This window comes from Microvirga sp. ACRRW (assembly GCF_022346925.1).
Lineage (GTDB): Bacteria > Pseudomonadota > Alphaproteobacteria > Rhizobiales > Beijerinckiaceae > Microvirga.
In genome coordinates, this window is the sequence record NZ_JAKRNJ010000002.1 from 581,907 (window position 1) to 607,347 (window position 25,441).

The 25,441-nt window shown below is 60.1% G+C and carries 24 protein-coding genes and 1 tRNA gene; 17 read left to right on the forward strand and 8 right to left on the reverse strand.

Translation table 11 applies throughout. The features are described 5' to 3' along the window. The first annotated feature begins 224 nt into the window (after nt 1-224). From cysS to MHY87_RS06925, 4 genes are read left to right on the forward strand one after another with little or no spacing between them, the layout of a single operon-like run. Entirely contained in the window at nt 225-1,694 is a 1,470-nt protein-coding gene (gene cysS, locus MHY87_RS06910) for a cysteine--tRNA ligase (protein WP_239350608.1), read from the forward strand. Beyond that, a complete protein-coding gene (locus tag MHY87_RS06915; RefSeq protein ID WP_239350610.1) occupies nt 1,694-2,203 on the forward strand; it encodes a GNAT family N-acetyltransferase in 510 nt (169 codons plus the stop codon). The genes cysS and MHY87_RS06915 overlap by 1 nt, the downstream gene beginning before the upstream one ends. After that, on the forward strand, nt 2,200-3,795 hold the full coding sequence (gene cimA, locus MHY87_RS06920) for a citramalate synthase (protein ID WP_239350612.1): 1,596 nt from the start codon (nt 2,200-2,202) through the stop codon (nt 3,793-3,795). Before MHY87_RS06915 ends, cimA begins: the two co-directional genes overlap by 4 nt. Nucleotides 3,796-3,815: 20 nt before the next feature. Then, nucleotides 3,816-4,265 (forward strand): DMT family transporter, encoded by a 450-nt coding sequence (locus tag MHY87_RS06925; RefSeq protein WP_239350614.1) that lies wholly within the window; start codon nt 3,816-3,818, stop codon nt 4,263-4,265. A 1-nt stretch (nt 4,266) separates the two neighbouring features. Here the strand turns inward: MHY87_RS06925 and MHY87_RS06930 are convergent, their stop codons facing one another. Continuing rightward, nucleotides 4,267-4,875, reverse strand: coding sequence for a TIGR00730 family Rossman fold protein (locus MHY87_RS06930; protein ID WP_239350616.1), 609 nt, complete (start codon nt 4,873-4,875; stop codon nt 4,267-4,269). Nucleotides 4,876-5,005: 130 nt separating this feature from the next. On the opposite strand from MHY87_RS06930, the gene MHY87_RS06935 reads away from it, so the two are divergent. From MHY87_RS06935 to MHY87_RS06965, 7 genes are all read left to right on the forward strand, one after another. Then, nucleotides 5,006-6,295 carry a LysM peptidoglycan-binding domain-containing protein gene (locus MHY87_RS06935; protein WP_239350617.1) on the forward strand — a complete coding sequence of 430 codons (1,290 nt, stop codon included), beginning with the start codon at nt 5,006-5,008 and terminating at the stop codon, nt 6,293-6,295. 69 nt (nt 6,296-6,364) lie between these two features. After that, nucleotides 6,365-8,278, forward strand: coding sequence for an ABC transporter ATP-binding protein/permease (locus MHY87_RS06940; RefSeq protein ID WP_239350618.1), 1,914 nt, complete (start codon nt 6,365-6,367; stop codon nt 8,276-8,278). Nucleotides 8,279-8,331: 53 nt separating this feature from the next. Continuing rightward, complete coding sequence (locus MHY87_RS06945) at nt 8,332-9,033, forward strand: phosphatidylserine decarboxylase (RefSeq protein WP_239350619.1); 702 nt, start codon at nt 8,332-8,334, stop codon at nt 9,031-9,033. Nucleotides 9,034-9,174: 141 nt separating this feature from the next. Next, nucleotides 9,175-10,029 (forward strand): CDP-diacylglycerol--serine O-phosphatidyltransferase, encoded by an 855-nt coding sequence (pssA, locus tag MHY87_RS06950; protein WP_239350620.1) that lies wholly within the window; start codon nt 9,175-9,177, stop codon nt 10,027-10,029. Between the two features lie 103 nt (nt 10,030-10,132). Continuing rightward, complete coding sequence (locus tag MHY87_RS06955) at nt 10,133-10,783, forward strand: Maf-like protein (RefSeq protein ID WP_239350621.1); 651 nt, start codon at nt 10,133-10,135, stop codon at nt 10,781-10,783. Nucleotides 10,784-10,802: 19 nt separating this feature from the next. Then, a complete protein-coding gene (yacG, locus tag MHY87_RS06960) occupies nt 10,803-11,009 on the forward strand; it encodes a DNA gyrase inhibitor YacG (RefSeq protein WP_239350622.1) in 207 nt (68 codons plus the stop codon). A 100-nt stretch (nt 11,010-11,109) separates the two neighbouring features. Beyond that, nucleotides 11,110-11,185, forward strand: a tRNA-Phe gene (locus MHY87_RS06965). Between the two features lie 220 nt (nt 11,186-11,405). Here MHY87_RS06965 and MHY87_RS06970 read toward each other — a convergent pair. The 3 genes from MHY87_RS06970 to MHY87_RS06980 form a co-directional block, all read right to left on the reverse strand. Beyond that, nucleotides 11,406-12,677, reverse strand: a complete 1,272-nt coding sequence (locus tag MHY87_RS06970; RefSeq protein WP_239350623.1) for a type II toxin-antitoxin system HipA family toxin — start codon at nt 12,675-12,677, stop codon at nt 11,406-11,408. Further along, entirely contained in the window at nt 12,658-12,909 is a 252-nt protein-coding gene (locus MHY87_RS06975) for a helix-turn-helix transcriptional regulator (RefSeq protein ID WP_239350624.1), read from the reverse strand. Before MHY87_RS06975 ends, MHY87_RS06970 begins: the two co-directional genes overlap by 20 nt. 238 nt (nt 12,910-13,147) lie before the next feature. Then, nucleotides 13,148-13,531 (reverse strand): Ig-like domain-containing protein, encoded by a 384-nt coding sequence (locus MHY87_RS06980; protein ID WP_239350625.1) that lies wholly within the window; start codon nt 13,529-13,531, stop codon nt 13,148-13,150. Nucleotides 13,532-13,839: 308 nt separating this feature from the next. Here MHY87_RS06980 and MHY87_RS06985 point away from each other — a divergent pair, with 308 nt between their 5' ends. Continuing rightward, the gene (locus MHY87_RS06985) at nt 13,840-14,394 is read left to right on the forward strand and encodes a recombinase family protein (RefSeq protein WP_239350626.1); all 555 of its coding nucleotides are present in this window, start codon (nt 13,840-13,842) and stop codon (nt 14,392-14,394) included. Between the two features lie 7 nt (nt 14,395-14,401). On the opposite strand, the gene MHY87_RS06990 is transcribed toward MHY87_RS06985, so the two are convergent. Further along, the gene (locus MHY87_RS06990; RefSeq protein ID WP_239350627.1) at nt 14,402-17,302 is read right to left on the reverse strand and encodes a MobA/MobL family protein; all 2,901 of its coding nucleotides are present in this window, start codon (nt 17,300-17,302) and stop codon (nt 14,402-14,404) included. 644 nt (nt 17,303-17,946) lie between these two features. Between MHY87_RS06990 and MHY87_RS06995 the strand changes: the two genes are divergently transcribed. Next, complete coding sequence (locus tag MHY87_RS06995; RefSeq protein ID WP_239350628.1) at nt 17,947-18,612, forward strand: dienelactone hydrolase family protein; 666 nt, start codon at nt 17,947-17,949, stop codon at nt 18,610-18,612. Nucleotides 18,613-18,622: 10 nt separating this feature from the next. On the opposite strand, the gene MHY87_RS07000 is transcribed toward MHY87_RS06995, so the two are convergent. The 3 genes from MHY87_RS07000 to MHY87_RS07010 all read right to left on the reverse strand — a co-directional run bounded on the left by MHY87_RS07000 (nt 18,623) and on the right by MHY87_RS07010 (nt 20,989). Beyond that, nucleotides 18,623-19,069 (reverse strand): hypothetical protein, encoded by a 447-nt coding sequence (locus MHY87_RS07000; protein WP_239350629.1) that lies wholly within the window; start codon nt 19,067-19,069, stop codon nt 18,623-18,625. Between the two features lie 81 nt (nt 19,070-19,150). Further along, on the reverse strand, nt 19,151-19,384 hold the full coding sequence (gene xseB / locus MHY87_RS07005; protein ID WP_239350630.1) for an exodeoxyribonuclease VII small subunit: 234 nt from the start codon (nt 19,382-19,384) through the stop codon (nt 19,151-19,153). 24 nt (nt 19,385-19,408) lie between these two features. Then, nucleotides 19,409-20,989 carry an exodeoxyribonuclease VII large subunit gene (locus MHY87_RS07010; RefSeq protein WP_239350631.1) on the reverse strand — a complete coding sequence of 527 codons (1,581 nt, stop codon included), beginning with the start codon at nt 20,987-20,989 and terminating at the stop codon, nt 19,409-19,411. Nucleotides 20,990-21,378: 389 nt separating this feature from the next. Between MHY87_RS07010 and MHY87_RS07015 the strand changes: the two genes are divergently transcribed. The 4 genes from MHY87_RS07015 to MHY87_RS07030 all read left to right on the forward strand — a co-directional run bounded on the left by MHY87_RS07015 (nt 21,379) and on the right by MHY87_RS07030 (nt 25,404). Further along, complete coding sequence (locus MHY87_RS07015; RefSeq protein ID WP_239350718.1) at nt 21,379-21,918, forward strand: recombinase family protein; 540 nt, start codon at nt 21,379-21,381, stop codon at nt 21,916-21,918. A 162-nt stretch (nt 21,919-22,080) separates the two neighbouring features. After that, entirely contained in the window at nt 22,081-23,331 is a 1,251-nt protein-coding gene (locus MHY87_RS07020; RefSeq protein WP_239350633.1) for a hypothetical protein, read from the forward strand. After that, nucleotides 23,328-24,506: a hypothetical protein gene (locus tag MHY87_RS07025; protein ID WP_239350635.1), complete on the forward strand. Its 1,179-nt coding sequence runs from the start codon at nt 23,328-23,330 to the stop codon at nt 24,504-24,506. The genes MHY87_RS07020 and MHY87_RS07025 overlap by 4 nt, the downstream gene beginning before the upstream one ends. Before the next feature lie 283 nt (nt 24,507-24,789). Continuing rightward, on the forward strand, nt 24,790-25,404 hold the full coding sequence (locus MHY87_RS07030; RefSeq protein ID WP_239350636.1) for a BRCT domain-containing protein: 615 nt from the start codon (nt 24,790-24,792) through the stop codon (nt 25,402-25,404). Nucleotides 25,405-25,441 lie beyond the last annotated feature (37 nt).

The window sequence follows — 25,441 nt, forward strand, 5'->3', positions numbered from 1 at the left end:
GTAAAGACACGTTTCTTGCATGCCTGCAAATCGAATGTGCTCTCCAGCACGGGAACCTTGACGCCTGAAGGCGGACGAGGCATTGATGGGTTCATGAACACGGCAACGATCCTCATTTCCGGGATTATTTGCGGCTAGCGACCCACGCTGGCTGGAGCCGTCTCGTTCTCATTCCAAGAATGAAACCAACCTCCGGCCTTGTTGCCTGACAGGGACTTGGTTTCATGGCGCCCCAGCTGAAGCTCTACAACACACTCACCCGGTCGAAGGACGCGTTCGTCCCGATCGATCAGAAGAACGTGCGTATGTATGTCTGCGGCCCAACGGTTTATGATTACGCTCATATCGGGAATGCCCGCCCCATCATCGTCTTCGACCTTCTGTTCCGTCTGTTGAGGCATGTTTACGGTCCGGAAGCCGTGACGTATGTGCGCAACATCACGGATGTGGACGACAAGATTAACGCCCGCGCCGCCCGCGATTACCCTGGCCTGCCCCATAACGACGCCATCCGCGAAGTGACCCGCAAGACCGAGGAGCAGTTCCACGCGGATATCCGGGCGCTCGGCGTGCTCATGCCTGACGATGTGAACGAGGCAGGCAAGCCCGCGCGTTTCGTGGAGCCGAGGGCCACCGAGCACATCGACGAGATGCGCATGATCATCGAGCGCCTCATCGAGCGGGGGGCGGCTTACGTGGCGGAGGAGCACGTGCTCTTCTCGGTCTCCGGCATGCAGAAGCTGAAGGGCGTGCCGCAATACGGCGCGTTCTCGAAGCGCTCCCTCGACGAGCTGCTCTCCGGCGCCCGCGTGGACGTGGCGCCTTACAAGCGCGACCCCATGGATTTCGTGCTCTGGAAGCCCTCGAGTCCGAACGACCCGGCCTGGGCCTCGCCTGCAGGCATCAAGACTCCGGGCCGTCCCGGCTGGCATATCGAGTGCTCGGCCATGGCATGGAAGCACCTGATCCAGGCTTTCGAGACGCGCCTTACCTGCAGCGATCCGGTGGAGCGCGAGATCTTCGACATCCATGGCGGCGGTATCGACCTCGTGTTCCCGCACCACGAGAACGAGATCGCGCAAAGCTGCTGCGCGTTTCAAGCGCCGCGCATGGCCAATGTCTGGATGCATAACGGCTTCCTGCAGGTGGAAAGCGAGAAGATGTCGAAGTCCCTCGGCAACTTCTTCACGATCCATGACCTCCTGAAGGATTGGCCGGGCGAGGTGCTGCGCTTCAACATGCTGCGCACCCATTATCGCCAGCCCATCGACTGGACGGTGAAGGGCCTGGAGGAAAGCCAGAAGACCCTCGACCGCTGGTACGAGCTTGCGGGACATGGCAATGCGACACAGCTCTCGGAGCAGGTTGCTGAGGCTCTCGCGGACGATCTCAACACGCCGAAGATGCTGGCGGAGCTTCATGCCCTCGACGGGCAGGGCGCTTACGAGGCGCTCGGTGCGAACCTGCGCGCCATGGGCTTCTTGCTTGAGGGCGCCGAGGCATGGAAGGTGCGCAAGCAGGCGTCTCTCTCGGTCGATCCCGCCGTGGTCGAAGGCTTGATCGTTGCCCGCAAAGAAGCGCGTGCCGCGAAGAACTGGCCCGAGTCCGACCGCATCCGCGATGAACTCGCGGCGTTGAATGTCGTGGTGAAGGACAACAAGGACGGCACCACCACCTGGGAGGTTGCGCGCTGATGGGACAGTCATTGCCGAAACCGGGACTGCGTCCCTTCCTTCCCGCCGATGTGCCGGTGCTGGCCGAAATCTTTCAGGCCAGCATCGAGGAACTGACGGGTGACGATTACAGCGAGGCGCAGCAGGAGGCCTGGATGGCGCAGGCAGAGGAGGAGGGTTTTGCCAAAACGTTGGCAGAGAGCCTTACCCTGGTCGCGACCGTGGAGGGATCTCCTGTCGGCTTCATCGCGCTGAAGGATAACGAGCTGCTCGAGTTCCTCTATGTGCATCCCGCCGTGGCGGGGCAGGGCATCGGCACGATGCTCTATGACGCCGTCGAGAAGCTCGCTGGTGCGCGTAAAGCGCAGCGCCTTGTCGCCGAAGTCACGGATAACGCACAGCCCTTCTTCCAGAAATACGGCTTCCAGCCGCAACGCCGCACCACTCTGTCTCTTGGCGATGAATGGCTCGCCAGCACCACCATGGAAAAGCGCCTCGCACCCGTCGAGGACAGGAAGATGTCATCATGACCCGCGAGCGCGTCTATCTGTTCGATACCACCCTGCGCGACGGCGCGCAGACCACGGGCGTCGATTTCTCGCTGGAGGACAAACGGGCCATCGCGGCGCTCCTCGACAAGATCGGCATCGACTACGTGGAGGGCGGCTATCCGGGCGCTAACCCGCTCGACACCGCCTTCTTCTCGGAAAAGCGCACCAAGAACGCCAAGTTCACCGCGTTCGGCATGACGAAGCGGGCAGGGCGCTCGGTGTCGAACGATCCTGGCGTCTCCGCGCTTCTTGAAGCGCAGGCCGATGCGATCTGCTTCGTCGCCAAGGCCTGGGACTACCATGTGCGCGTGGCGCTCGAGACGACGCCCGAGGAAAACCTTGCCGGCATCCGGGACAGCGTCGAGGCCGCGCGCGCCAAGGGCCGCGAGGTGATCGTCGATTGCGAGCATTTCTTCGACGGCTACAAGGCTAATCCAGATTACGCGCTTTCCTGCGCGAAGACCGCTTATGAATCCGGCGCGCGTTGGGTCGTGCTCTGCGACACCAATGGCGGCACGCTGCCTCATGAGGTGACCGAGATTGTGCATGCCGTCACGAAGGTTGTGCCGGGCGCACATCTGGGCGTTCACACCCATGACGATTGCGGCTGTGCGGTCGCGAATTCGCTGGCTGCGGTGGAAGCGGGCGCGCGCCATATCCAGGGCACGCTCAACGGTCTCGGCGAACGCTGCGGCAACGCCAACCTGGTCACGATCATCGGCGCGCTGAAGCTCAAGGACACCTATGCCTCCCGCTTCGATCTGGGAATCTCGAACGAGGCCTTGGGCGATCTCACGCATGTATCGCGTCAGGTGGATGAAATCCTCAACCGCCAGCCGAACCGCCATGCGCCGTTCGTCGGCGCGAGCGCGTTCGCGACGAAGGCGGGCATTCACGCCTCCGCCGTTTTGAAAGATCCGCGTACCTACGAGCATGTGGAGCCGGAAATCGTCGGCAACGAGCGCAAGGTTCTGGTGTCCGTTCAGGGTGGTCAGTCGAACATTCTCGCCGAGCTGAAGCGCTGCGGCTTCGATCTCGAAAAGGGCGATCCGCGCATCGCGCGCGTGCTCGACGAGGTAAAGCGCAAGGAGTCCGAAGGCTTTGCCTTCGAGGGCGCGGATGCGTCCTTCTATGTGCTCGTCAAGCGCATCCTCGGGGAGGTGCCTGCCTTCTTCGACGTGGAGCGTTTCTCGGTCAATGTGGAGCGCCGCTACAACGCCATGGGCGAGCTCGTCACCGCATCGGAAGCCATCGTGAAAGTGCGCGTGGGCGATGAGGTTCTCATCTCTGCGGCTGAAGGCAACGGCCCGGTGAACGCGCTCGATGTCGCCTTGCGCAAGGATCTCGGCAAGTATCAGAACCTGATCCAGGATCTGGAGCTGGTGGATTATAAGGTGCGCATCTATCAGGGCGGTTCGGATGCCGTGACGCGCGTGCTCATAGAGTTCACCGACGCCACGGGCGAGCGCTGGACCACCATCGGAGTGTCGGCCAACATCATCGACGCTTCGTTCCAGGCGCTGACCGATTCCATGATCTACAAGCTCTTGAAGGGCGGGGCGACGCTTTAAGGCATTCGCTCCGACTAACCATGAATCTCTCGCTTCTTCTCCCGCTCGCTGGCATTCTGGTCGGCGGTGTTCTCCTCTCGTCGCAAGCTCCCATCAATGCGGCGCTCGCGCGTTCGCTCGGCGATCCGGTGCTCGCCGCCTGCATCTCTTTCGGAATCGGATTTCTGGTGCTCGCCGGTGTCAGCGCCTTTCGCGGCGCATTGCCCTCGGGCAGCGCCATCGCCTCCGCGCCTTGGTGGGCATGGCTCGGTGGGCTTTTGGGCGCGTTCTACGTGGCGGTGGTGATCTGGGGCGTGCCGCAGATCGGTGTCGTGAGCACCGTCGCCGCGCTGATCCTGGGCCAGGTGGTTGCTGCTTTGGTTCTCGATGCGGTCGGCGCTTTCGGCCTGCCTGTGCAGCCGATTACCTGGCAGCGTCTCGTGGCGGCTGGGCTCATCCTGGGCGGGCTCGTTCTGTCCCGCGCAGGGTAAGTCAGAACTTCGTCTCGATCAGTTCCGCATTCTCGACGATGCCGACGCGGCGCGCGGCGTCCTGGAGCATCGGGATCACGTCCTCGACCTTTTCGGCCACGAGGTAATTGAGCTCAAGTCCGGGGCGGATGAATCCCTGATCGCGCATATGGGCGAAGAGGGTGAGCAGCGGCTTCCAGAAACCTTTGGTGCTCAGCATCAGAATGGGCTTCGTGTGACGGCCGAGCTGCGCCCAGGTCATCTGTTCAACGAGTTCTTCCAGTGTGCCGATGCCGCCGGGAAGTGCCACGAACGCGTCGGCCTTCTCGAACATCAGGCGCTTGCGCGTGTGCATGTCGGGCACGACGATGGTTTCCTGCACCTCGTCGAGGAGTTTCTCGCGCGATTTCAGGAAATCCGGGATGATGCCCGTGACATAACCGCCGTGGTCGAGGGTTGCCTGGGCGACTGTGCCCATGAGGCCCACATTGCCGCCGCCATAGACGAGGTTGATTCCCTGCTCGGCCATGGCACGACCCAATGCCGCCGCATTTTCAGCGAAAACGGGATCGCCTCCGAAGCCGGAGCCGCAATAAACACAGATGGATGTAACAGGCTTGGGTTCTGACATGGGCATTCCGGGGAGGCGGGGAGCCTCCCGCGTTGAATCATAAAACATAGGGTTTCCCTTTTATGGCCGTAGCCTTTTGAAAGATAAACGGTTTAAATGCATGAAAGTGCCGCGGTTGAGAAAAAGCGACATGGCGCAAGCGACAGAAATCAAAGGGACCATTGCGATCCTCGGCGCAGCCGCCGCAGGCGTCGTCGCGGTTCTTGTCGGGGCTCTCTATTGGGCCTGGCCCGGCGCGCCTGAAGCCCCGCGCCCATCCGCCGTACCTCAAGCATCCGTTCAGCAGCCCGCTCCACAGCAGAAACCTGTTGCAGAGGCGCCGCCCGTCAAGGCGCCTGAGCCGAAGGCCCCAGAGCCCAAAGCGGCCCAGACGAAGCCCGCTGAAGCGCCCATCGCTCCATCCTTCGATCTGGTGCGCATCGAACCCAATGGCGAAAGCGTGATCGCCGGCCGGGCAGCTCCGGGCGCGACCATCGAGCTTTTGCGCGGCGATCAGGTTCATGCCCGTGGCGTGGCCGATGCCTCCGGCCTTTTCGCCATCGTGCCGCCGGCCCTTCCGCCGGGCTCCCATCAGGTGGTTTTGCAATCCATCGCGCCGGACGGCGTGCGCCAGCGCTCTCCCCAGACCGTGACGGTGGTGATCGACGCGGCCCAGAAGCGGCCTCTCGTGACCCTGACCACGCCCGACCAGCCGACGGTGGTGCTCTCGAACCCCGAACCGCCCGAGCCGCAGGTCGCGCAGAAGGAGCCGGAGCCTCCGGCAAAGCCCGATGAGCCCGCCCAGCAGCCCGCGCCTCAGCCGCAGCAGCAGGCCAATGCCAATCCCGAGCCCCCGGCTCAGCCTGCGCCTCGGCCTGAGATCAAGATCGTCAGCGTTGAGGCCGAGAACGGCAAGCTCTTCGTGTCCGGCCTGTCGGCTCCGGGGGCGACGGTGCGCCTCTATCTCAACGAGACCCTCATCGCTCCCGGCGGAGCAGGGAGCGACGGCAAGGTGTCGTTCTCCATCGGGTCAGGGGTCCGCCCGGGCGATTACCGCATTCGTCTCGATGATGTCGACCCGGTCTCCGGTCAGGTGAAGTCCCGCGCCGAGGTCGGCTTCAACGTGCCCGAGCAGATCGCCGCAGCACCGGAAACTCCCGCGGCTCCGGATGCATCCGCCCAGTCGCAGCCCGCGCCCAAACCGGCAACCGATGCTCAGATCGCCGCGGCGGGAACGGTCGTGATTCCCAACATCAACACGGCCATCATCTCCAAGGGCGACAATCTCTGGCGGATCAGCCAGCGGATCTACGGGGAAGGCTTACGCTACACCGTGATCTACGGGGCGAACAAAGACCAGATCCGCAATCCCAACCTGATCTATCCCGGCCAGGTCTTCGTGCTGCCAAGCAATCAGGGGCAGGATCAGAAGACGAACTGACAGGCAGGGTGAATTCCTGTTCCCGATCCCTTATATCGAGGTCCGACAGTACATTCGGATTCTCTGATCATGCCCCCCACCACCTCGGTTCCTTCCACGAGCGCCGCCGCGCGCCAGCCCAAAGGCTTGGCTGCAACCTGGACGAAGCTCTGGCCCTATCTGTGGCCTCAAGGGCGGCCCGATCTCCAGCGACGCGTCTTCCTGGCCTTCGGCCTTCTCCTCGTTGCCAAGGGCGTGACGATGGTGACGCCGTTCGCCTTCAAATGGGCGACGGACGCGCTTGTGGCGGTGACGAGCAACGGCAATCAGGCGACTGAGGTCGCGGCGACGTCAGGCTCGTGGCTGTGGAAGGCGCCGATTCTGCTCACGATCATCTATGCCGTTACCCGCATCGTCATGGCGGTGCTGACCCAGGTGCGCGACGGTCTGTTCGCGAAAGTCGCGATGCATGCGGTGCGCAATCTCGCGCTCCAGGCCTTCGAGCACATGCACCGCCTGTCGCTGCGCTTCCATCTCGAGCGTAAGACCGGCGGCCTCACGCGCGTTCTGGAGCGTGGCCGCGAGGGCATCGAGGAATTGTCGCGCCTCATGGTGCTGACGTTGGTTCCCACCATTCTCGAATTCGTGCTGGTGCTGGGCCTTCTCGCGTGGGAGTTCAACTGGACCTATTCCGCCGTCGTCTTCGTGATGGTGGTGATCTATCTCGCCTATACCTACAAGGCGACCCAGTGGCGGATTTCGATCCGCAAACAGATGAACGACTCCGATACGGACGCCAACACCAAGGCGGTCGATTCACTGCTGAACTACGAGACGGTGAAGTATTTCGGCGCCGAGCAGCGCGAGACCGCGCGCTACGACCGCTCCATGGAGCGCTACGAGAAAGCCTCGACGCAGACCTACACGTCGCTGGCCGTCCTCAATGCGGGACAGGCCGTGATCTTCTCCATCGGCATGGGCGTCGTGATGGTGCTGGCCGCCCAGGACATCATGGCGGGCCGCGTGTCCGTCGGCAGCTTCGTGCTCGTGAATGCCATGCTGGTGCAGCTCTACATTCCGCTGAACTTCATGGGCATGCTCTACCGTGAGATCAAACAGGCGTTGATCGACATCGACGACATGTTCAACATCATCGAGCGCAATCCCGAGATCCAGGACAAGCCGGAGGCGAAGCCGCTCGAAATCAAGCAGGCCGTCGTGCGCTTCGAGGACGTGCATTTCTCCTACATCCCGGAACGCCCGATCCTGAAGGGCGTGACCTTCGAGGTTCCGGCCGGGCACACGGTCGCCATCGTTGGGCCTTCGGGCGCGGGCAAGTCCACCATCTCGCGCCTGCTGTTCCGCTTCTACGAACCGACGAGCGGTCGCATCCTCATCGACGGGCAGAACATCGCAGACATTCAGCAGGCATCGCTTCGCAAGGAGATCGGCATGGTCCCGCAGGACACCGTGCTGTTCAACGACACCATCGGCTACAACATCCAGTATGGCCGCTGGGATGCGTCCGAAGAAGAGATGAAAGAGGCGGCGCGTCTCGCCCAGATCGACCGCTTCATCAACCTCCTGCCGGAAGGCTACGACACGCCCGTGGGCGAACGCGGCCTGAAGCTCTCGGGCGGCGAGAAGCAGCGCGTGGCGATCGCCCGCACGATCCTCAAGGCGCCTCCGATCCTGGTGCTCGACGAGGCGACCTCGGCTCTCGACACCTTTACGGAAAAGGAAATCCAGGATGCCCTCGACCGGGTCAGCCGGGGCCGCACCACGCTCGTGATCGCCCACCGCCTGTCCACCGTCATCGGGGCCGACGAGATCATCGTCCTCGACCACGGGCGCATCGTGGAGCGGGGCAATCACGCCAGCCTCCTGGCGCAGGGCGGGGTCTATGCCTCCATGTGGAACCGCCAGCGCGAGGCCGACGAGGCCCGCGAAGCCCTCAAGCGCGTCGAGGACGAGGAGCGGACCAAGGAAAGCGTGGCAGGTTGACGGGAGCCCCGGCTCCTGCCATCCCCTCCCAAACGCTATAAAGGCCTGAAAGCATGACCGATATTCTGGAATCGATGCGCCGCATCTTCGTCCCGATCCACAAGGAGGGGTATCCCTTCATTCTGATCGCATTGATTGCGACCATCCTCCTGGCCTGGCTCTGGTCGCCGCTCGGCTGGATCGGCACCATCCTCACCGTATGGGTGTGCTACTTCTTCCGCGACCCGCCGCGGGTGACGCCCCTGCGCGAAGGGCTGGTGGTTTCCCCGGCGGACGGACGCGTGAACCTCATCACCACGGCGGTTCCCCCAGCCGAGCTCAGCCTTCCCCCTGAGCCGATGACCCGCATCTCGGTGTTCATGAACGTGTTCGACTGCCACGTGAACCGTTCTCCGGTCACGGGTCGTATCGAGCAAATCCTTTACACGCCTGGCCTTTTCCTCAATGCCGAGCTCGACAAGGCGAGCGAGGACAATGAGCGCAACGCCCTCGTCATCGAGACGGCGGGCACCCGCATCGGCGTGGTGCAGATCGCGGGCTTGGTGGCGCGCCGCATCGTCTCCTTCGTGAAGGTGGGCGATAGCTTGAGCACCGGCGAGCGCTTCGGCCTCATCCGCTTCGGCTCGCGCCTCGACATCTACGTGCCGCTCTCCGCCCAGGTGCTGGTCGGCCTCGGCCAGACTGCAGTGGCAGGAGAGACCGTTCTGGCGGATCTGACCGCCAACGAGCCCGCCCGCCAGTACCGCGTCGGCTAAAATCTTCGTCGATGGAGGCGGGGAACTGCCTCCATCGACCCACTTGGACGGAACTGTCCACAGCAGTTTGCGCTTCTCTGAAGACACGCAAACGGCCCAGCTCTCCTTGTGGGGAAGACTGGCTCCCCTTAGGTTGATGCCATGACTGATCTTTTCCCGCCCTTCGCTCCGGACCCGAACGAGCCGCGCAAGCGGCTCTTCAAGCCTGTGCCGTTCCGGATGATCATTCCCAACATCATCACCCTGATCGCCCTGTGCCTGGGGCTCACCGCGATCAGGCTGGCCTTCGAGGGGCGCTATGAGCCTGCCGTCGTCGCGATTGTCGTGGCAGCCCTTCTGGACGGGATCGACGGGCGTGTGGCGCGGATGCTGAAGGGCACCTCCCGCTTCGGCGCGGAACTCGATTCCCTGGCTGATTTCGTCAATTTCGGCGTCACTCCGGCGCTCATCCTCTACAGCTTCCTGCTGCACGAGCTGAAGGCCATCGGCTGGATCGCGGTGCTGGTCTTCGCCATCGCCATGGTCCTGCGCCTCGCCCGCTTCAACGTGATGCTGGACGATCCGCACCGGCCCGAATGGAAGAAGAACTTCTTCACCGGCATGCCCGCGCCTGCCGGGGCGCTCACCTCGATGCTGCCCCTCTATCTCTCGTTTCTCGGCTTCTCGATCGGTACGGCTGCGGCGCCCATCGCGCTCGTCTATCTGCTCGGGCTCGCTTTCCTGATGGTGTCGACCATCCCCGTCTATTCGGGCAAGACCATCGGCTTGAAGGTTCCGCGTCACTGGGTTTTGCCGATCTTCGTGATCTCGGTGGCGGTCTTCGGCCTGCTCGCGAACTTCCCGTGGGAGATGCTGACGGCCATCACGGTGCTCTTCCTGGCCTCGATCCCGTTCAGCGTCTTGCGTTACCGCCAGCTCGACCGGGCTCATGCGGCGAGCATCGCTCCTGTCCCGCAGCCGACGGTGCCGGACAGCGAGCCGCCTCCGGCCGCTTGATTCAAGCGCGCCTGGTGCCATGTTGTGACCGGGCGTAGCCTTAAGCCCGAGAAGCAATCAACAACCGTGAAGGGCAGGGAAGCTCTTTAGCGTGGAGATCAAAGTGGCGTCTTCTTCCGAGGTGTCGAATTCAACCTTGCGTCCGAAGCTCGTTCTGGCTTCCGCCTCGCCCCGCAGGCTCGCCCTGCTTCAGCAGGGCGGCATCGAGCCCGATGCCCTTCTGCCCGCCGATGTGGACGAGACGCCCCTAAAAAACGAAGGCCCCAAGGACCTCGCCAAGCGCCTGTCCCGCTCCAAGGCGGAAGTGGCCCGCAAGACCGCCCGCAACAGGGAGGATCTGAAGGACGCTTATATCCTCTCCGCCGACACGGTGGTGGTGGCGGGCGGACGCATCCTGCCCAAGGCCGAGGTGGTCGACGAGGCCGCCGCATGCCTGCGCCTGCTCTCTGGGCGCGCGCACAGGGTCTACACCTCCATCTGCCTCGTCACCCCGAAGGATTCGATCCGCGAGCGGCTGGTGGAGACCCGCGTGCGCTTCAAGCGCCTCTCCAAGGAAGAATTCGAGCGCTATATCGCCTCCGGCGAATGGCGCGGGAAGGCGGGCGGCTATGCCATCCAAGGCCTTGCCGGCACCTTTGTGGTGAAGCTCGTCGGCTCCTACACCAACGTGGTGGGGCTGCCGCTCTACGAATCCGTGGCGCTCCTGGACGGGGAAGGCTATCCCGTGCGCTCCACCTGGCTCGACGCCGCCTGATCCGATGAGGAGCCTAGGCATGGACCCCGCCAACGAGAACAACCCCCTGGCATCCGCCGGCAAGTGCCCGATCTGCGGCAAGCCTACGGTTGAGGAATACAAGCCCTTCTGCTCCAAGCGCTGCGCTGACGTGGACCTGAACCGCTGGCTTACGGGTAGCTACGCCATTCCCGCCGTCGACGACCCGGAGGATCGGGGCGAGGACGACCGGGAAGACGGCGAATAACTTTTCTTACAAATTTTTCTCGATGTGCGGCTGGACAGGCGGCAAAGGTCTGACTATACAACCGCCCACGACGCGCACGGCTTTAAGCCGCGTATCGGATGCCCAGGTAGCTCAGTTGGTAGAGCATGCGACTGAAAATCGCAGTGTCGGCGGTTCGACTCCGTCCCTGGGCACCATTTAAATCTCTGAAATAGTTATACTTTCTTGTGTCCCCGAGGTCTGCGGCCAAGGTGCATTTTTGGCTGGGGACACATTGGGGACACAGAAGAAATCTGTCCGCCGTCGTTCGGTTGCGTAGGCTCTCATTCGTTGGGTTCACATCGGACCTGCGGCAGGATCTGCCGAGGCTATCAATAGAGCGCCGGAATGAAGCTGTAAGCCGCCGCTTCAGTCTCACTATACAGACTTAGCCTCCGCGAAACGCCTCTGTGTCGCCTCGCAACGTGTCTTGATGAGACTCACGATTCGTCCGAGGACCGGAGCATCGTTCCCTTGATCTCCGAAATCCCCATGCAGCTGCTCCGCAAGGGCAGGGAGCCGCTCCGCCATATCAAGCACCCGCCGCCGTACGCCTGGGAAGGCGAGATGGGCCGCCTTGGCGAAGCGCTCCCAATGCCGGGGCATGATCTGGTCGAACACGTCGTAGCCGCCCACCTTCATGGCAAGACGCGGCGTCAGATCAGGATAAGCGGCGGTGCACAGAACGTCATAGAGCGGGCTCAGCACGGCTCCGCCCGGTCTGTAGAGAAGGGAATAGTTCTTTCCATGCGCGTCGTGATTGCCGACGAGCATGTTGAAGATCACGGCATCCAGTAGCCGGGGAACGAAAAGGGCGGCAGGGCGGGTAGCCTTCCGAACTAGATCGAAGGCCTGGACGAGGGTCGGTCCGCCCTCCGCTTCGTACTTGTACTCTGGTGGCACCCCTAGCGCCTGGCAGAAATCCTCCTGGTGCAGCCGCAGCAGATCTCCGCCAGCTTGCGCCACGCGGTCATAGCGCTCGACGAGGAGAAATGGCTGATCTTCCGCTCTTCGGATTTCGCCATGCGCCACATCGAGACCGGCTCGGGCGGCGAGCGCAAGGCAAAAGCCCTCGTTCGCTACGCTGTCGTCGATCCGGCTGATGGCGGGCTTGAGGATGTGCGATGACGGAGCGCCTTGAAGGGGAAGCGCGATCTGACCGTAGACGACCAGAACCGGCAGCTTGTCCTGTGCCCCGGCAAGGCTGATGCGGATATCCTTCTCGCCGGCGAGAAGAGGGCGGTTGGGCAGGTCCTTGATGATGGAGGCAAGCTCGCCCTCATCCAGAATCCGGTAGTTCTCTGCGTCTGCCACTGTTGCCGGCGTTTCGCCCGGGTGGACAAAGGTTACGGCCCCGGCGCATTCGCCACCGATTCCATCAAGAAGCGCAAAGTCGTTCCGGGCTGAGACGCCGAGCACGCGCGCCACCTGATCGCGCTTGCCCTCATCCGGCAGGAGCCCGGCGAAGAAGGGCCGCGCCGTCCTGTCGTCGAAGGGTTCCGCTTTGAGGGGCAGGGAAGCGGAGAGAGGCGTCGCATCCGCCGAGGCGAGATAAGCCTCGTCATAGGCAAAGGCGATCCGCCCAGCCTCCTGGTCGAGACGGCCGACCTTGCGGCCGCTCAGCCAGACATCAAGAGTTCGATCCGCCACTCTTCACCTCGATGCCGGAGGGGAGGGATAGGCCGATCTCGATCCCGAGTGCGGCAAGAACCTGCATCACCTTGCCGATCTGGGCAGTCGGCTTGCCCTTCTCGATCTCAACAAGCAGGCGCACCCCGACACCGGCCGTCAGGGCGAGATCGGGCTGGTTCAGGCCAAGTGCCTTGCGGGTCTCCCGCACGATACGGCCCAGTTGAGCAGGGTCTTGGATGATGTACTTCATGTTTATTTCCCGAGCGGGAAACTACATGGATTAGGGAGGAAATTCAATTCTGAATTTCCCGAACGGTAAATTTGTCAGGGATGAACGTAAAATGGTCGAGGAAATTTACCGAGCGGTAAACTTAACCGATCAGGGCGACCATATATGCCATTCGATCAATGCTCTCCATCAGCCCTGGAAAATGCGGCAGGCAGCCCGAACCGCCTGCCGCAAAGACGAAATCGGTTGCCACTTTATGTTATGGCACGACCTCGACTTTCATATCGACGGTGCGCTGGGCCCGGTTGCCCCAGCGGTCATTCTGAAAGCGGGTGTAGGTGAAGCTGTCCGCGCCCTGAAAGCCCTTCTTGGGAGTGTAGACAGCCCGGAAACCTTGGATACGGGCTGAACCGTTCTTGGGAGCCTTCAGGATCGCCGGATCGCTGACGCCTGCCGCGCCGGTGCCCATCGACACCGAGCAGGACTTGCCGGCCTTCACCGTCATTCTGCCCTCGACGGTCCGGTTGTCCGCCGTCTGGAACGTTGGGACCTCGCAATCTGCCGCAAGGACCGGTGCGGCTGTTGCAAGCATCATGCCTGCAGCAGCGATGAAACAGATCTTTTTCATTGTCGTATTTGCCATGTATAACGTTGCATTTAATGGCTCTGGGCCTGCCTGAGGCGATCTCGGAATGAGGCACTCCCAGGTCCACCGGATGGATGACGTTGGGGAAGAGGCGCGATTCTGGAGACGGGATTCTTTCGGCCGTTTTCCGCCTGCGAAAAACGACGGATTTTGTCACCGTCTCTTTGGCGGTAGGGGTCGGAACGATCAACACGCTGCTGGAAAAGCTCTTTTTCCTCAGCGGGACCGGATGACGGGTGAGACGCGGATAAGGGTCGATTTTGTCAATGTCGATTCAGGACACGGATTCTGAGCGGAAAGTGCCGATGAAAATAGGATATGCACGCGTTTCGACCGATGAGCAGGATCCCGAACTGCAAGTTCGCGCGCTGAAGGCTGAGGGATGCGACCCGGTCTTCGTGGACATCGGCGTCTCGGGAACGCGCAAGATCAGGCCCGAACTCACGAATGCCCTAAACACCTTGAATGAGGGCGACGTACTTGTAGTCTGGAAGATCGACCGGCTCGGCCGCTCCCTGAGCCACCTGATCGGTCTGCTGAATGAACTGGGACAAAGAGGCGTTCAGTTCAAGTCGCTTCAGGACCCGATCGACACGACGACGCCCAGCGGAATGATGCACTTTCAGCTCCTGGCCGTGTTTGCCGAGTTCGAGAGGAATCTCATCAGCGAGAGAACGAAGGCCGGTCTCCAGGTGGCGCGCTCCCGCGGACGACGTCCCGGACGGCCACGGTCGCTGACGGCGGACCAGTGCTTCGATGCGCTGCTTTTCATGCACCAGGGAAGGAGCCTGCAGGACGTGGCAAGGCAGTACGGCGTTGCGCCGAGGACCCTGGCTCGTGCCCTGGATTGGAGCACGTGAACCGGGCTCACCTCTCCAGGTCATCTGAACTCCTCGTCCTCGAACGCTTCATTTTCGCCTTCCTGGCCTGTGGCGTTTCGGCCTGAGGGGCTTCGTCAATCCTGCCGACTGCCGTTTGCGTCGACGGAGTGGAGACGGAACCATCCTGACGGGGCGGCGAGGCGATCGCCTCTGACCCGGCTTGCCGCTGGATCGCTTCGGAATGCTCCCGCGAACGAGACGCGGCTCTCAGAGTATCGGTCGATGCGTTGACCGGAACGGCTGCTTCCCGGCCCACTGCCATCACACGGGCCAGGCCGCGCCGGAGTGGGGCCGCTTCTTCGGGTTGCCGCGCAACGGCTGCGGCGGAGGACGCCGGTGAGGCGCGATCGTCCGGGGCAGGCGCAGCCTTTGCAGCTGTCGGAGCATTTTGCCGAACGGACTTCGGCTCTCTGGGCGGCAGCACCGTGCTCTTCGGCATGACGGTGTGAGCCGTCCCGGTTCGGTTGGTCGGAACAGGCCTAGGGCTCACGGCCTGTGAATTCGTTTCCGGTTTGCTCTCACCTGTCTCACGCGGCGGGCTGACAAAAAGGTCGCGACGATTTCCATCGGGCGTTCGAGCGTATCGTTCTGTTTCCACCTTGCGCGACGGCGGAACCGTCTGGAGCAAGCGGCGCGCGGCAACGGCTTGCGGGCTCGTCGACTCCGTCGATGTAGAAATAGGTTTCGTGTGCCCGTCTTGAATTCCCGATCCCGCGCTTTGACCGGCAGCATCCCTGTCAGCTGTTCGCGCGGATGACCTTCCCCCCACCGGATCGAGGCCGGAAGCCTGAGACTCTCCCCGGTCGCCGATCGCATCAAGCTTCTGAAGGATCGCCGGGATTGCTGCGTCCGCGTAACGTTGGACAGCGTCCGCGACGCTCCCCTTCCGTTCGGCCCGCTGCACGACAGCTGCTTCTTCCATCGCTTCGTGCCGGATGCGGTCCCGTACCAAATGACGCGGATCAATTCGCGGTTGCCGGATCATGATGTCGAGGCGTGCGACGATGCTTCTCAGCAAAGCCGCCGTTCTCGCCACCAGCAGTCCGTTCTCGCGATCCCGTGTGAGAGCCGCATCGTAGACGGTATTCATGAAACGGAGCGCGGACAGATGCGGTAATGGATCGCCTTCGCCAGCGTCCGCCATCGACCGCTTCCGACCGGACAACCCGTCTTCCTTACGGGCGCTATGGGCCATGAGCTTGGGCCGGGACACAACCCGGTCCGTCACGAAACGCACCAGATCCTGATTGAATTCCAGAAAGCTCAACCGCGCAGCCGTCTTGTGGGCCATGCAGCGGTATTTCTCGATCTCCCCTATGGCCACTGCCTTCCAGAGGCTGAAGGAATGCGCCTTCTGGCTGGCCAATCGGGCCCGATGATCGATTGCTTTCCTGCGCCTGTCCCTGCGCTTTTCATGCTCCCGGATAAGCTGCTGGAGAACAAGTTGCCATTGCCGCCGGGCGAGGTTCGACCCTTCAGCGGTCAACTCGCCCTTTCGTTCCTTGTTGAAGGTTCGCGACGGAATGTGCTTGAGCGGATCGAGTTCGATCCCGACGGAAGCATTGCTGCTCAAGTGATAGCGCTTTCCGACCTGAGCCTTCTCCAAAGCCGCGTTTGACGTCCTTTCCCAGGCGGCCCGCAAGGTGGAGATCCATGTTTTCCTTGAGGCCTCGCGCGATTTGTTTTGCTGGAAAGGTCTGACGACGCGCCGGTTGTAGCTCTTGTAGACCTTTTCTTCCTGGATCTCGAAGTCCCATACCAGCTCGCCTGTCTTCGGGTGAGGCATCCGGCGGCAAGGACGGTCGTAGTAGACGATGTGAACGTGATAATTTCGGGCATCGTTGCTGGCATCGGGTGCATGGATCACCGCCCAGAACGGGAAGCCTTTTTCGGACAACTTTCGTGTGAAATCGCGCACGATCTCCAGCCGCTCGCGCCCATACAGCTCATAGGGAAGCTCAGCGATGATCCGTGTCTGCGTGCGCCCGCCGCGCCCGGGTGTGATCTTGATCGGGGCATCCCTGCCGATCCCGATTGCCCATCGATAAACGTCAAGGGCTTTCGCGGTCGGAATCTTCAATCTGATGTCTGAAGCGACGCCTGATCGAGCCTGCTCCTGAAGCACCTTCCTCAGCGCCGGCGGAGCGCTGGCTGACGCGGCCAAGGCACGCTGCCACCAAGCCTCGTTCTCGGAACGGCGGAGATCGACATCGTCGCCCTGCGGTGTGGATTCGGCTTCTTCAACCTTTCTCCAAAATGCGTGGCGCTCGGCGAGCGTCTTGCCGATGGTGCCGAAGGAGGCGATCTCCAATGCGTCAAGGTCGGCGTCCGAAATGCCGTCCGGAATAATTTCAACCGCACCAAAGCGTTCGAGATAGCTTTGATGCCCCTCGGAACTGCGTTCGGCCGCCTCTTGCTGTAGCCGTTCGATGGCGCTCCTCTCGGTGCCGACATAGCCATCATCACTGTCATAATACGCTTCGCGTTCCCGCTCGATCTTCTCGGCTGCGTTTTCCCGCTCGATGTAGAGTTCGTGAGCCGCAGCCGATGATGACACCCTCCTGCGGCCGGTGCGGGCCTCCTCGATCATCTTCAGGATAGGAGAGGTTTTCGACACGAATGTCTGAGAGAAATGACAAGACACGGTGCCCGTCGGGGAGACTGGCCTCGACGATCCCTTCGTTCGCTTGCCGAAGCGGATGCCGGGATTGTCAAACGCTCGTCGCACGACCGGGTCGATCCCTGGCGATGAAGCGATTTCCGAACCAGCGAAGGCCGGTGCGGGAATGAGCCCTGAGAAGTCGTTCGATGGCGCACGTACCTTCGCCCGCGCAACGGCACGGGAGAGATCCTGCAGTGCATTCCATATCGGAACTTCCGGATTCATGACAACCACGTTCGTCACACTATAACAACATGGTGCTGGCGGCCTCGCTTTCCAGAGCGTGTCGCTCAAAACGACTTCATGCAACATGCGACGGCATGTGCTTCCCTTGGGGCATGTGCCTTGCACCTCAATCGGCACGCAGGTGCCGGCAAAATTTCATGGGTCGCCGGACCCATAAATATTGCGGAATTGAGCCTTCGGTTTTTTGGGGACTCTTCCGTCCTTCCGGGCGGTCATTCAGGGGCGTTCTTCCGGGAAGAACAGTCATTTTCGGGAGGCGTTCTCGATGGGGATCGTCGTTCTCCGGGAGCTTCTCTGCCAGATCGCCCGGTCTGCCGCTCCGGGATTTTTCGCAGTGCTCATGACCGGCAAAGGAGCATCGCATTTTCAGCGAGCTCCGTTTTTGCACTTATTTAGGTGCAGTGCTAATCGGAAGCCTGATGAAAGTGCGAGAGTTTCGTTCGTCGATGAACTACAATCATTGGGTAGCCGGGCTGGCCGCTTGCATAGCTCTCTTGGCATACAACGCGATTGGGGCTCCTCTTGAGCATCGGGTTATCCCCTATACATTGGAGCCTGAGCAGAGGGCACAACTTCGGACCCTGTCCGACGCTTCAGCGACGGACCTCGCGGAGGCGAGCTTCATGGCCCCCGATGGTATCGCGCTTCCCTACCGCATCCTAAAACCGGATACAGGCCCCATGCCGGAAAAATTTCCACTGGTATTGGTGCTCCATGGAACGGGTGCGATGGGTACCAACAATGCCACGCATATGGGTCCCTTCATCAAATCCTGGGCGCTTCCTTCGATCCGCTCGAAGTTCAAGGCATATGTAGTCGCGCCTCAGGTTGCCATTCGCAGCGCCGATTATGAAACGGGAGTCGACGGATATCCGATCTCCCGGCCGGGCGGATCGATGCCCGCCATACGAGCTCTGGTTGAGAAACTTGCCGGGGATCTGCCGATCGACCGGTCCCGTATCTACGTCATTGGGTTCTCCATGGGAGCCTCTACCGCTCTCAATCTCATCGCGCAGGACGTCGGCTCTTTTGCAGGGGCATTGGCTTTCTCGGGTGTCGCCCCGGATTTATCGCTAGCGCGAATGATCCGAACGCCCATCATGTTCGTTCACGGCACGGATGATCGTCAGAACGACATCGCTCCCATCCGCAAATTCGCGAGGGCTGTCGCGGAAGGCGGAGGTCATGCGACCTTGCTGGAATATCAAGGCCTGGATCACCGGGTGCCGCCTGGAATGTTGCCGTCGACGGAATGGAGGGATTGGCTCTTCGGGCAACGCCGCCATTAGCTGTCGCGTTCTAATCTCGTTCCGCCGCTGCCCGCTCCCTCAAATGTTTCAAAATCGACAGCAGGACATCGGCGGCCTCCTGGAGGTCGTCGCACCGGAGGCAGTTTGCCATCGGATAAATGGCGTCCACCATGCCGGTACTATCGATCGCGCTGAGGCTGGAACTGTCGAGCCTCAAACTGAGTGGAACATCGTCATGAATAACGGTCACAATGATTTGCGTTCCCGCAACAACCATCTTGGTATCCGCTGAAGTGGCTCTCAGGTATGCAACCCACCGAGTGAAGAGATTTGCGCAAGCTTGGTAGAATTCTTCTACCTCGACGGTTAATTCCGGCTGGGGTGCGGATCCGTTTTGGAGGATTGTGAGCGTCGTGCTCATCCGGCCTCGCGGAGTGATGACCGTGATGGTTTGCGTGTAGCTGTCGTAATCCATGATGGCGAAAGTGAAGGACATCAGTGTTCGAACGTCCATGCTGAAAGGCCGCCGAAACGGGTTCGGCGGCCTCGGGTTGCGGTTCCTATAATGAGTGCAGCCTCAGAGCGGCTGGTTGCGCGTCAGCTCCGAATCGATCTCTGCCCGGATCGCATCGAGGCGCACCTTGCAGACGTCGTAAGCTGCCATTGCCGTGCGGAAGTCCTCGACCAAACGGTCGACGTCGTCCGGGCCGCCGGTGCGCAGGCGCTCGGCGATTTCTCGCAACTTCGCGTAATGCTCCGCGTAAAGACGCGACGTAGTAGGCTTCGATGAGTTATCGTTCTGGTTCGACATGATTTTTCCTTTCGATGTTGAAGTTTAGGAAGTGGAGTCCGCGCGGACGGAGATGGACCCATCTGCGAAGTGAAGCGTGAAGCGGCTTGAGCGCGCTGTCTCAGCCGTAGCGATCATTCGCCCGGCGGAGTCGACGGCGACGGCAAACCCACGTTTGAGAGTGTCATCGAGGCTAAGAGCGCGAACTTCGGTGTGAAGCGCATCGAGATCGCGAGCAGCGTCGTCGATCCGGTGAACCACCGAGCGGCCGACCTCCCCACGAAGCTCAGCGAGCATGGTCGTTTGCCGGTCCACAAGCTGATGCGCCGAGGTCGTCATCAGCTGAAGCTGCGGCTCCGTATCGTCGGCTCGCTGGAGCCTTGACCGGATGTCCTCCAGCAGGCTCGCATATCCTGATGTCAGGTCATGCGCCTGCCTGTCAGGCAGCTCGCGTGTGAGGAGCACGATCTCGCCCCGGGCCCGATCAAGGTCCGCTTGCAGAGCGTCGAGTTCGGCGAGAAAACCGGCGCGCCGTGCTTGGATGGTTTGCCAGGCGCTTGCCAGACGATGCTCTTCCTGTGCGACGACGGCATCTACATTCCGCCGCAACATCTCCAACGCTGCTTCCAGACTCGGACGCGCGATACGGTTGACTATGCGGTCCACATCCGTCTGGATCGAGCCGACGTCGAGCATCACCTTCTCAGCCCGCCGCCGGAGTAAGGTCAGGATCAGGCCAAGCGCCTTGCTCGGCGTATCGGCCGACTGCCATGCGACCTCATCGAGCAATGAGCGGTCGCTGGCATGCCCGAGACCTGTGATGACCGGAACCGGCGAAGTGCAGATCGCCCGTGCCACATCTTCCGATACCACAGCCGCCAGACCGCCTGCATTGCCGCCACCCCGCACCAGGAGGATGAGGTCGAGTCCGCCTTCCATTGCGGCGCGACATGCAGCGTCCAAGGCAGAACAGAGCGATTTTCGAGCCTCGCGGCCCTCGAAAGTGGCCGGAATCCAATGCGTTTGAGCGATGCCGGCAGACTCAAGACGCTCAAGCTCGGATCGGACATCCGACCATCCCGCCGACCCTGCCGGGTGGATGACCGCCAGCCGTGTCACATCGACCGGCTCCGGCAACGCATCCTGCTTGCGGTAGAGCCCCGCAACCTGGAGTTTCTCACGAATTGCGGCCGTCTGGCGCTCCAGTATGCCTTGCACCCAATGCGGATTGAGGCCCACGATGCGCCCCTGGATGTGGTAGCGCTGGTGAAAGCTTGGTGCGATTTTGAGCACTGCGCAAACACCTTTGAGAAGAGTTGGGTCGAACTCGCTTCCCAGATCCTCGGAAATCCGGGCGAGCGTGTCGTCGCGGAGAAAGCACCGCATCTGGGCGCAAGTGCTGGGATTCTCGGCGTTCGCTTCGATCAAATCGACGCTGTAGGCCTTTCCCGCCCGCCGGACATCGAGCACCGTGGCCTCGACCCAGGCCTCTGGAGGGAGGGCCTGCCGGACGGCCCGACCGGCCTCAGCGATATAATCCCGCAACGTCATCGTTGGGATCGGGCGCGCCGGTTCGCCCTCCGGCTGCTCCGGTGGAGGCAGCCGCAAGTCATCATGCACTGTCATGCACGTCTTTCCTTTTCAATTGTGGTGGATCCGCCAGTCTCGAGCTTCATCCCGGCGCGAGGCGGAAGCGCGCCGGTGCTCTTCTTTCTTTTGGGATTTACTTGTTCAGTTCATCCAACCGAACCGCACGGATCGGTCGTCTTTTTGGGAACAGCTTTTTGGGAAGTGGGCGGAGGCTACAGCCGCATAAATGGGCATTGAGACCAACGTTTTTCGGAGACTATGATTTTGGATGGTGCAAAACCGATTTCGGCTTGCATGTTGATGTCTCAAAACTGTGTCCGGAAACTCCTGTCTTGAAACGTCCAAGCGGTGACGAGTTTTCGGAGAAGAACGTGCTTGTTGGATATGCTCGAGTCTCGACACAAGATCAGAAGACAGAGCTCCAGATGGATGCTCTTAAGGCAGTTGGGTGCGAGCGTGTGTTTGTCGAGAAGGCATCGGGAGCACAGCGGGACAGGCCAGAGCTGAAAGCGGCTCTGGATTACGTAAGGGCAGGAGATACAATCGTTGTCTGGAAGCTGGATCGCCTTGCCCGATCTCTCAAACAGCTGATTGAGACAGTCGATGATCTTCAGCGTCGGGAAATCGGATTTCGTTCATTGACCGAAGCGATTGATACGACGACGCCGGGTGGAAGGCTGATCTTTCATATCTTTGCGGCATTAGCTGAGTTCGAGAGGTCCATCATTCGTGAGCGAACAATGGCTGGTCTATTAGCGGCAAGATCGAGGGGAAGAGTGGGTGGACGTCCTCGATCCCTTACAGAGCAAGATCTCCAGATAGCTCGAGCGCTATTAAGGGAGCATGCTTTATCTGTTGCTGATATTGCGTCCCGGTTGGGTGTTACATCCTCCACTCTGTACAGGTATCTGCCTAGTGCAAGGTCAAGTCAGCTCTTACAATTTGTTGAAGATGGGACAGAGTAGAAATGTTGGCTGTGATTAATTTCAATGACGGCTCCCTCAAGGCCGCATAATTGTATCTCTGGGTTGCGTTTTTCTATAATTTCAACTGATGCTTGAATTGACCTATTGTCCTGCTAGAACTGTCGGCTAAGCTTGCTAAAAGTAGGGCAGTAGGGGGCATATATGGACAAGAAGACAAAAGGGGCCTGGGTGGTGCATCATGGCCGGAAGGTTGCTGCAGACCTCCGGGGTGCCGCTGAATATAGTGCTATTGACCTTGCCTCAAAGGCAGCAACCCTTCTGGCCCGTCTAGCAGAGTCTGATGAGGCTGTTTTAAGCCACGATCAGGTGGTTGTTGCTGCTCGAATTGGTGGTCTTAATCCTAAGTCTGAACTTGAACCATGCCTTGCTCAGCTTGAAAGCCGGCGCGTCATAGATCGTGCTGATGGTGGGGTGGCCGTCCTTGGTATTACTGGCCAGACCGCCCTTAACCATGCAGCTGATTTGTTTGACGATAACGAGCCTCAATCCTACGAGAGGGCTGCAATCGACCTAGCGGAGTTGGTTTCTACCTCACCTGTGCCAAGTCACATGGCTCAGGAGCTGATTGGAGATAACCACAAACTTACGAATGCTGACGCTGCAGACTTTCTCCAGAGAGCGGCAGAAATTGGATTTGTAGATTCCGAAGGAGACGGGAAAGACCGGCTTCTTTTCAATGGCAATTTATTCAGAAGAGAGACGGCAGAGAAGACTAAGCGGGTTCTGGACTCGCTGAATACAGATGAAGAGCAGAAAGTTCGTGAATTCGACGAAATTTTGCGCTCGAAGGGTTGTGTAACCGCTACGTTTGCAGAGGAAGTATTAGGTGAAAAGCTGCTGTCGAAATTGAAGGCTGCTGCTCTATACGATATGAATATTGTATCTAATGAGGGTGGAGATCATGTTTTGATCACCTCTCCTGGTGCTTTCCATAAATTTACGAACCCACTCGTGGATGACGCATTTGATCACGCCAAGGCACTCGTTGCTGCGCTCAGTTATGGTATGTCATTGAGCCAACCAGAAAGAGGGCGGATTTGGGGTGTTAGCCTTCTAATTAAGAAGTTGCTCAGAGGCGCAGAAGTTGGGCCAGCTCCCGCGATAGGACATGACTACCGTGCGTTGGAATTTGAGCGTGTCGTGAAAATTAGTCGTGTAGGTGGAAGCTTCACTATGAAACTTCTGAAGCGGGAAGTCGGAGAGATTGCGTTGCAGGTCTTACAGGGTGGAAACGGCGCGGCAGCAGCTCTTGAGGCATTGCCGAGTGCTGGGATGCGAAGCTATACCCCGCCAGAGGCGGCTCGTGAGACGTTCCGCAAAACGCAAAGCCCGATCAGCAAAGCCCAGACACGTTCCCTGTTGAGTGCGGTTAGAGGCGGCGGCGGGCTATGAACCTAAAGAAAACTGGCGACAAGGGTCGTAAAACTGAGGAGCTCTTACGAGCGTACTTCCTTCGTGCAGGTTTTTTCGTTGTTAGAGGCGTGACCCTGCGCGTTGGAGGGGCAGATCTTACGGACATAGATCTCTGGGTCTATGAGAGGTCGGCAACTCTTGCTCGGCGGCGTACAATTGTTGACATCAAAGACAAGAAGACCCCTCAAGCTGCGGAGCGCCTATTTTTCGTAAAAGGCCTTGCGGAGGCTATTCAGGTCGAAGGGGCTGGTGTTGCAACAACCGATAACCGGCCTGCTTTGAGAGAGTTCGCTCGCCGTAACGGAGTGCTCTGGATCGACGGCGCAGACATCCAGCGAATGAAGGACAGTCCTGAACTCAATGTCGACGAGCGCATTACCGAAGAGGCCTTGGACACATTAGTTAGCAACGTTGATGCTGGACGCGGTACAAAGGGTCTGAAGGAGAGTTGGGACCGGATCAAGTCGGCGGTAGCTGACCGATTTGGAGCTGCTTCTGCCAACACCGCTTTAGATGAAGCGCAAGCATTGGCAAGATTGGCTTTGATGGCTCACCCTGACTCGGTCTCATCTAGAGTTGCGGGACGAATAACATATTTAGCTGCTGCCATTGCAGCCGCTTCGCTTGACTTCGCATCAGCGGAATCGGCGCTGCGCCCGTTCCAAGAGCGTCATCGCCAAATGGTTCATGCCTTACGCTTCGGTGAAGATGCAGAGGGAACGAGCCAGCGGCTCAAATGGGCGGAAGCCGCGATACGGCAATACGCGCCTAATGGTAATGCCGTGGCCAAGCTAGTTCGCGACGCTTTCATTGAAGACGCAATGGCTGTTCCAGCGGAAAATTTAGCAGAAATTGCTGCTCGTCTAACTAAAAATGAGGCCCTTTTTAATATTGCTAGAAAGTTAGAGCGAGCGGCGTACTCAGTTGACCTGCCAACGTTTGATGAGCTTGATGTCGAGACCAAGGGCTTCCTTGGAGCAGTATTCGATTTTCTTAATATAGATAGGGCTTCTTTTGCGAAGGCTTGGGTTTCTGCTCTGCAGAACGACAAGGTGGCTGCTAATTTATTAGAGAAAGCGCATCCCCAGCCAGAATTGGGGCTGGATCCAGATCCAGAGAAGGCTGGTTCGCCCCCTGACGGCAAGCTGCTCTAGCTTAGATACGTATTCACAATCTGTATCTAGCGAGTGGTTATGCACGCTTGTTGCTAAGCCTTGGCATTCTTTTGGCGCTGCCAAGGGTACAGAAAACAGGTACAATTGGTAGCGGAGCGGCAGAGTTTCGAGAGCTCAGGATTGTTGGAAAATAAGGGTTTGAGAGGGAGGTTCAGCGTTTCCCTCCTCCGCTACCAAATCAAACCAATCTGCTGACGGCCAACCACATAGAAGTTGTCCGAGCTTGGCTGTAATCTAGCGCCTAGACAACCTGGGGTGCTCTATGTCCGAGACGCGTTTACATCGCCTGTTCAACAGGGCGAGGCTTGATGATCGTCAGATCAACGAACTGATTGGGCTCGCCCACGGCATCATCGCGGATGGCATCGTCAATCAGGCCGAGGCGGAGTACCTGTTCAAATGGATCGTCGCGAACGCCACGTTGACGGACAACCCGGTTGTTCGGCTGCTCTATGAGCGCGTGGACAGGATTTTGGCCGATGGGATCCTCGATTCGGAAGAAGCGGCCGACCTTCTGGATGACTTGAGCCGGTTCTGTGCCGGAGATTTCGAAATCGGCGAGGTGCAGAAAGCCTCGACCCTTCCGCTGTGCGAGCCGGCACCAACGCTGACCTTCAGCGGTTCGAGCTTCTGCCTCACCGGCACGTTCGCCTTCGGGAGCCGAAAGGATTGCCAGAGCGCGGTCATCAAGCTCGGGGGCGTCCCAGGCAGCCTCACCCAAAAGACCACCTATCTCGTGATCGGGTCTTACACGACGGAGAGCTGGGCTCATTCCTCCTATGGGCGCAAGATCGAGAAGGCTGTCGACATGCGGAGCAACGGCATTCCGATCTCGATCATCGCCGAGGAGCATTGGGTGGGGCAGATGCGTCTTTGAGCCCTGCCGAGGCACTAGGCGAACAGCATAGCATCTC

Coding starts and splice junctions, on each gene's coding strand:
- cysS (WP_239350608.1), top strand. CDS start 225: ATGGCGCCCCAGCTGAAGCTCTACAACACACTCACCCGGTCGAAGGAC.
- MHY87_RS06915 (WP_239350610.1), top strand. CDS start 1,694: ATGGGACAGTCATTGCCGAAACCGGGACTGCGTCCCTTCCTTCCCGCC.
- cimA (WP_239350612.1), top strand. CDS start 2,200: ATGACCCGCGAGCGCGTCTATCTGTTCGATACCACCCTGCGCGACGGC.
- MHY87_RS06925 (WP_239350614.1), top strand. CDS start 3,816: ATGAATCTCTCGCTTCTTCTCCCGCTCGCTGGCATTCTGGTCGGCGGT.
- MHY87_RS06930 (WP_239350616.1), bottom strand. CDS start 4,875: ATGTCAGAACCCAAGCCTGTTACATCCATCTGTGTTTATTGCGGCTCC.
- MHY87_RS06935 (WP_239350617.1), top strand. CDS start 5,006: ATGGCGCAAGCGACAGAAATCAAAGGGACCATTGCGATCCTCGGCGCA.
- MHY87_RS06940 (WP_239350618.1), top strand. CDS start 6,365: ATGCCCCCCACCACCTCGGTTCCTTCCACGAGCGCCGCCGCGCGCCAG.
- MHY87_RS06945 (WP_239350619.1), top strand. CDS start 8,332: ATGACCGATATTCTGGAATCGATGCGCCGCATCTTCGTCCCGATCCAC.
- pssA (WP_239350620.1), top strand. CDS start 9,175: ATGACTGATCTTTTCCCGCCCTTCGCTCCGGACCCGAACGAGCCGCGC.
- yacG (WP_239350622.1), top strand. CDS start 10,803: ATGGACCCCGCCAACGAGAACAACCCCCTGGCATCCGCCGGCAAGTGC.
- MHY87_RS06975 (WP_239350624.1), bottom strand. CDS start 12,909: ATGAAGTACATCATCCAAGACCCTGCTCAACTGGGCCGTATCGTGCGG.
- MHY87_RS06980 (WP_239350625.1), bottom strand. CDS start 13,531: ATGGCAAATACGACAATGAAAAAGATCTGTTTCATCGCTGCTGCAGGC.
- MHY87_RS06985 (WP_239350626.1), top strand. CDS start 13,840: ATGAAAATAGGATATGCACGCGTTTCGACCGATGAGCAGGATCCCGAA.
- MHY87_RS06990 (WP_239350627.1), bottom strand. CDS start 17,302: ATGAATCCGGAAGTTCCGATATGGAATGCACTGCAGGATCTCTCCCGT.
- MHY87_RS06995 (WP_239350628.1), top strand. CDS start 17,947: ATGGCCCCCGATGGTATCGCGCTTCCCTACCGCATCCTAAAACCGGAT.
- MHY87_RS07000 (WP_239350629.1), bottom strand. CDS start 19,069: ATGTCCTTCACTTTCGCCATCATGGATTACGACAGCTACACGCAAACC.
- xseB (WP_239350630.1), bottom strand. CDS start 19,384: ATGTCGAACCAGAACGATAACTCATCGAAGCCTACTACGTCGCGTCTT.
- MHY87_RS07010 (WP_239350631.1), bottom strand. CDS start 20,989: ATGACAGTGCATGATGACTTGCGGCTGCCTCCACCGGAGCAGCCGGAG.
- MHY87_RS07015 (WP_239350718.1), top strand. CDS start 21,379: ATGGATGCTCTTAAGGCAGTTGGGTGCGAGCGTGTGTTTGTCGAGAAG.
- MHY87_RS07020 (WP_239350633.1), top strand. CDS start 22,081: ATGGACAAGAAGACAAAAGGGGCCTGGGTGGTGCATCATGGCCGGAAG.
- MHY87_RS07025 (WP_239350635.1), top strand. CDS start 23,328: ATGAACCTAAAGAAAACTGGCGACAAGGGTCGTAAAACTGAGGAGCTC.
- MHY87_RS07030 (WP_239350636.1), top strand. CDS start 24,790: ATGTCCGAGACGCGTTTACATCGCCTGTTCAACAGGGCGAGGCTTGAT.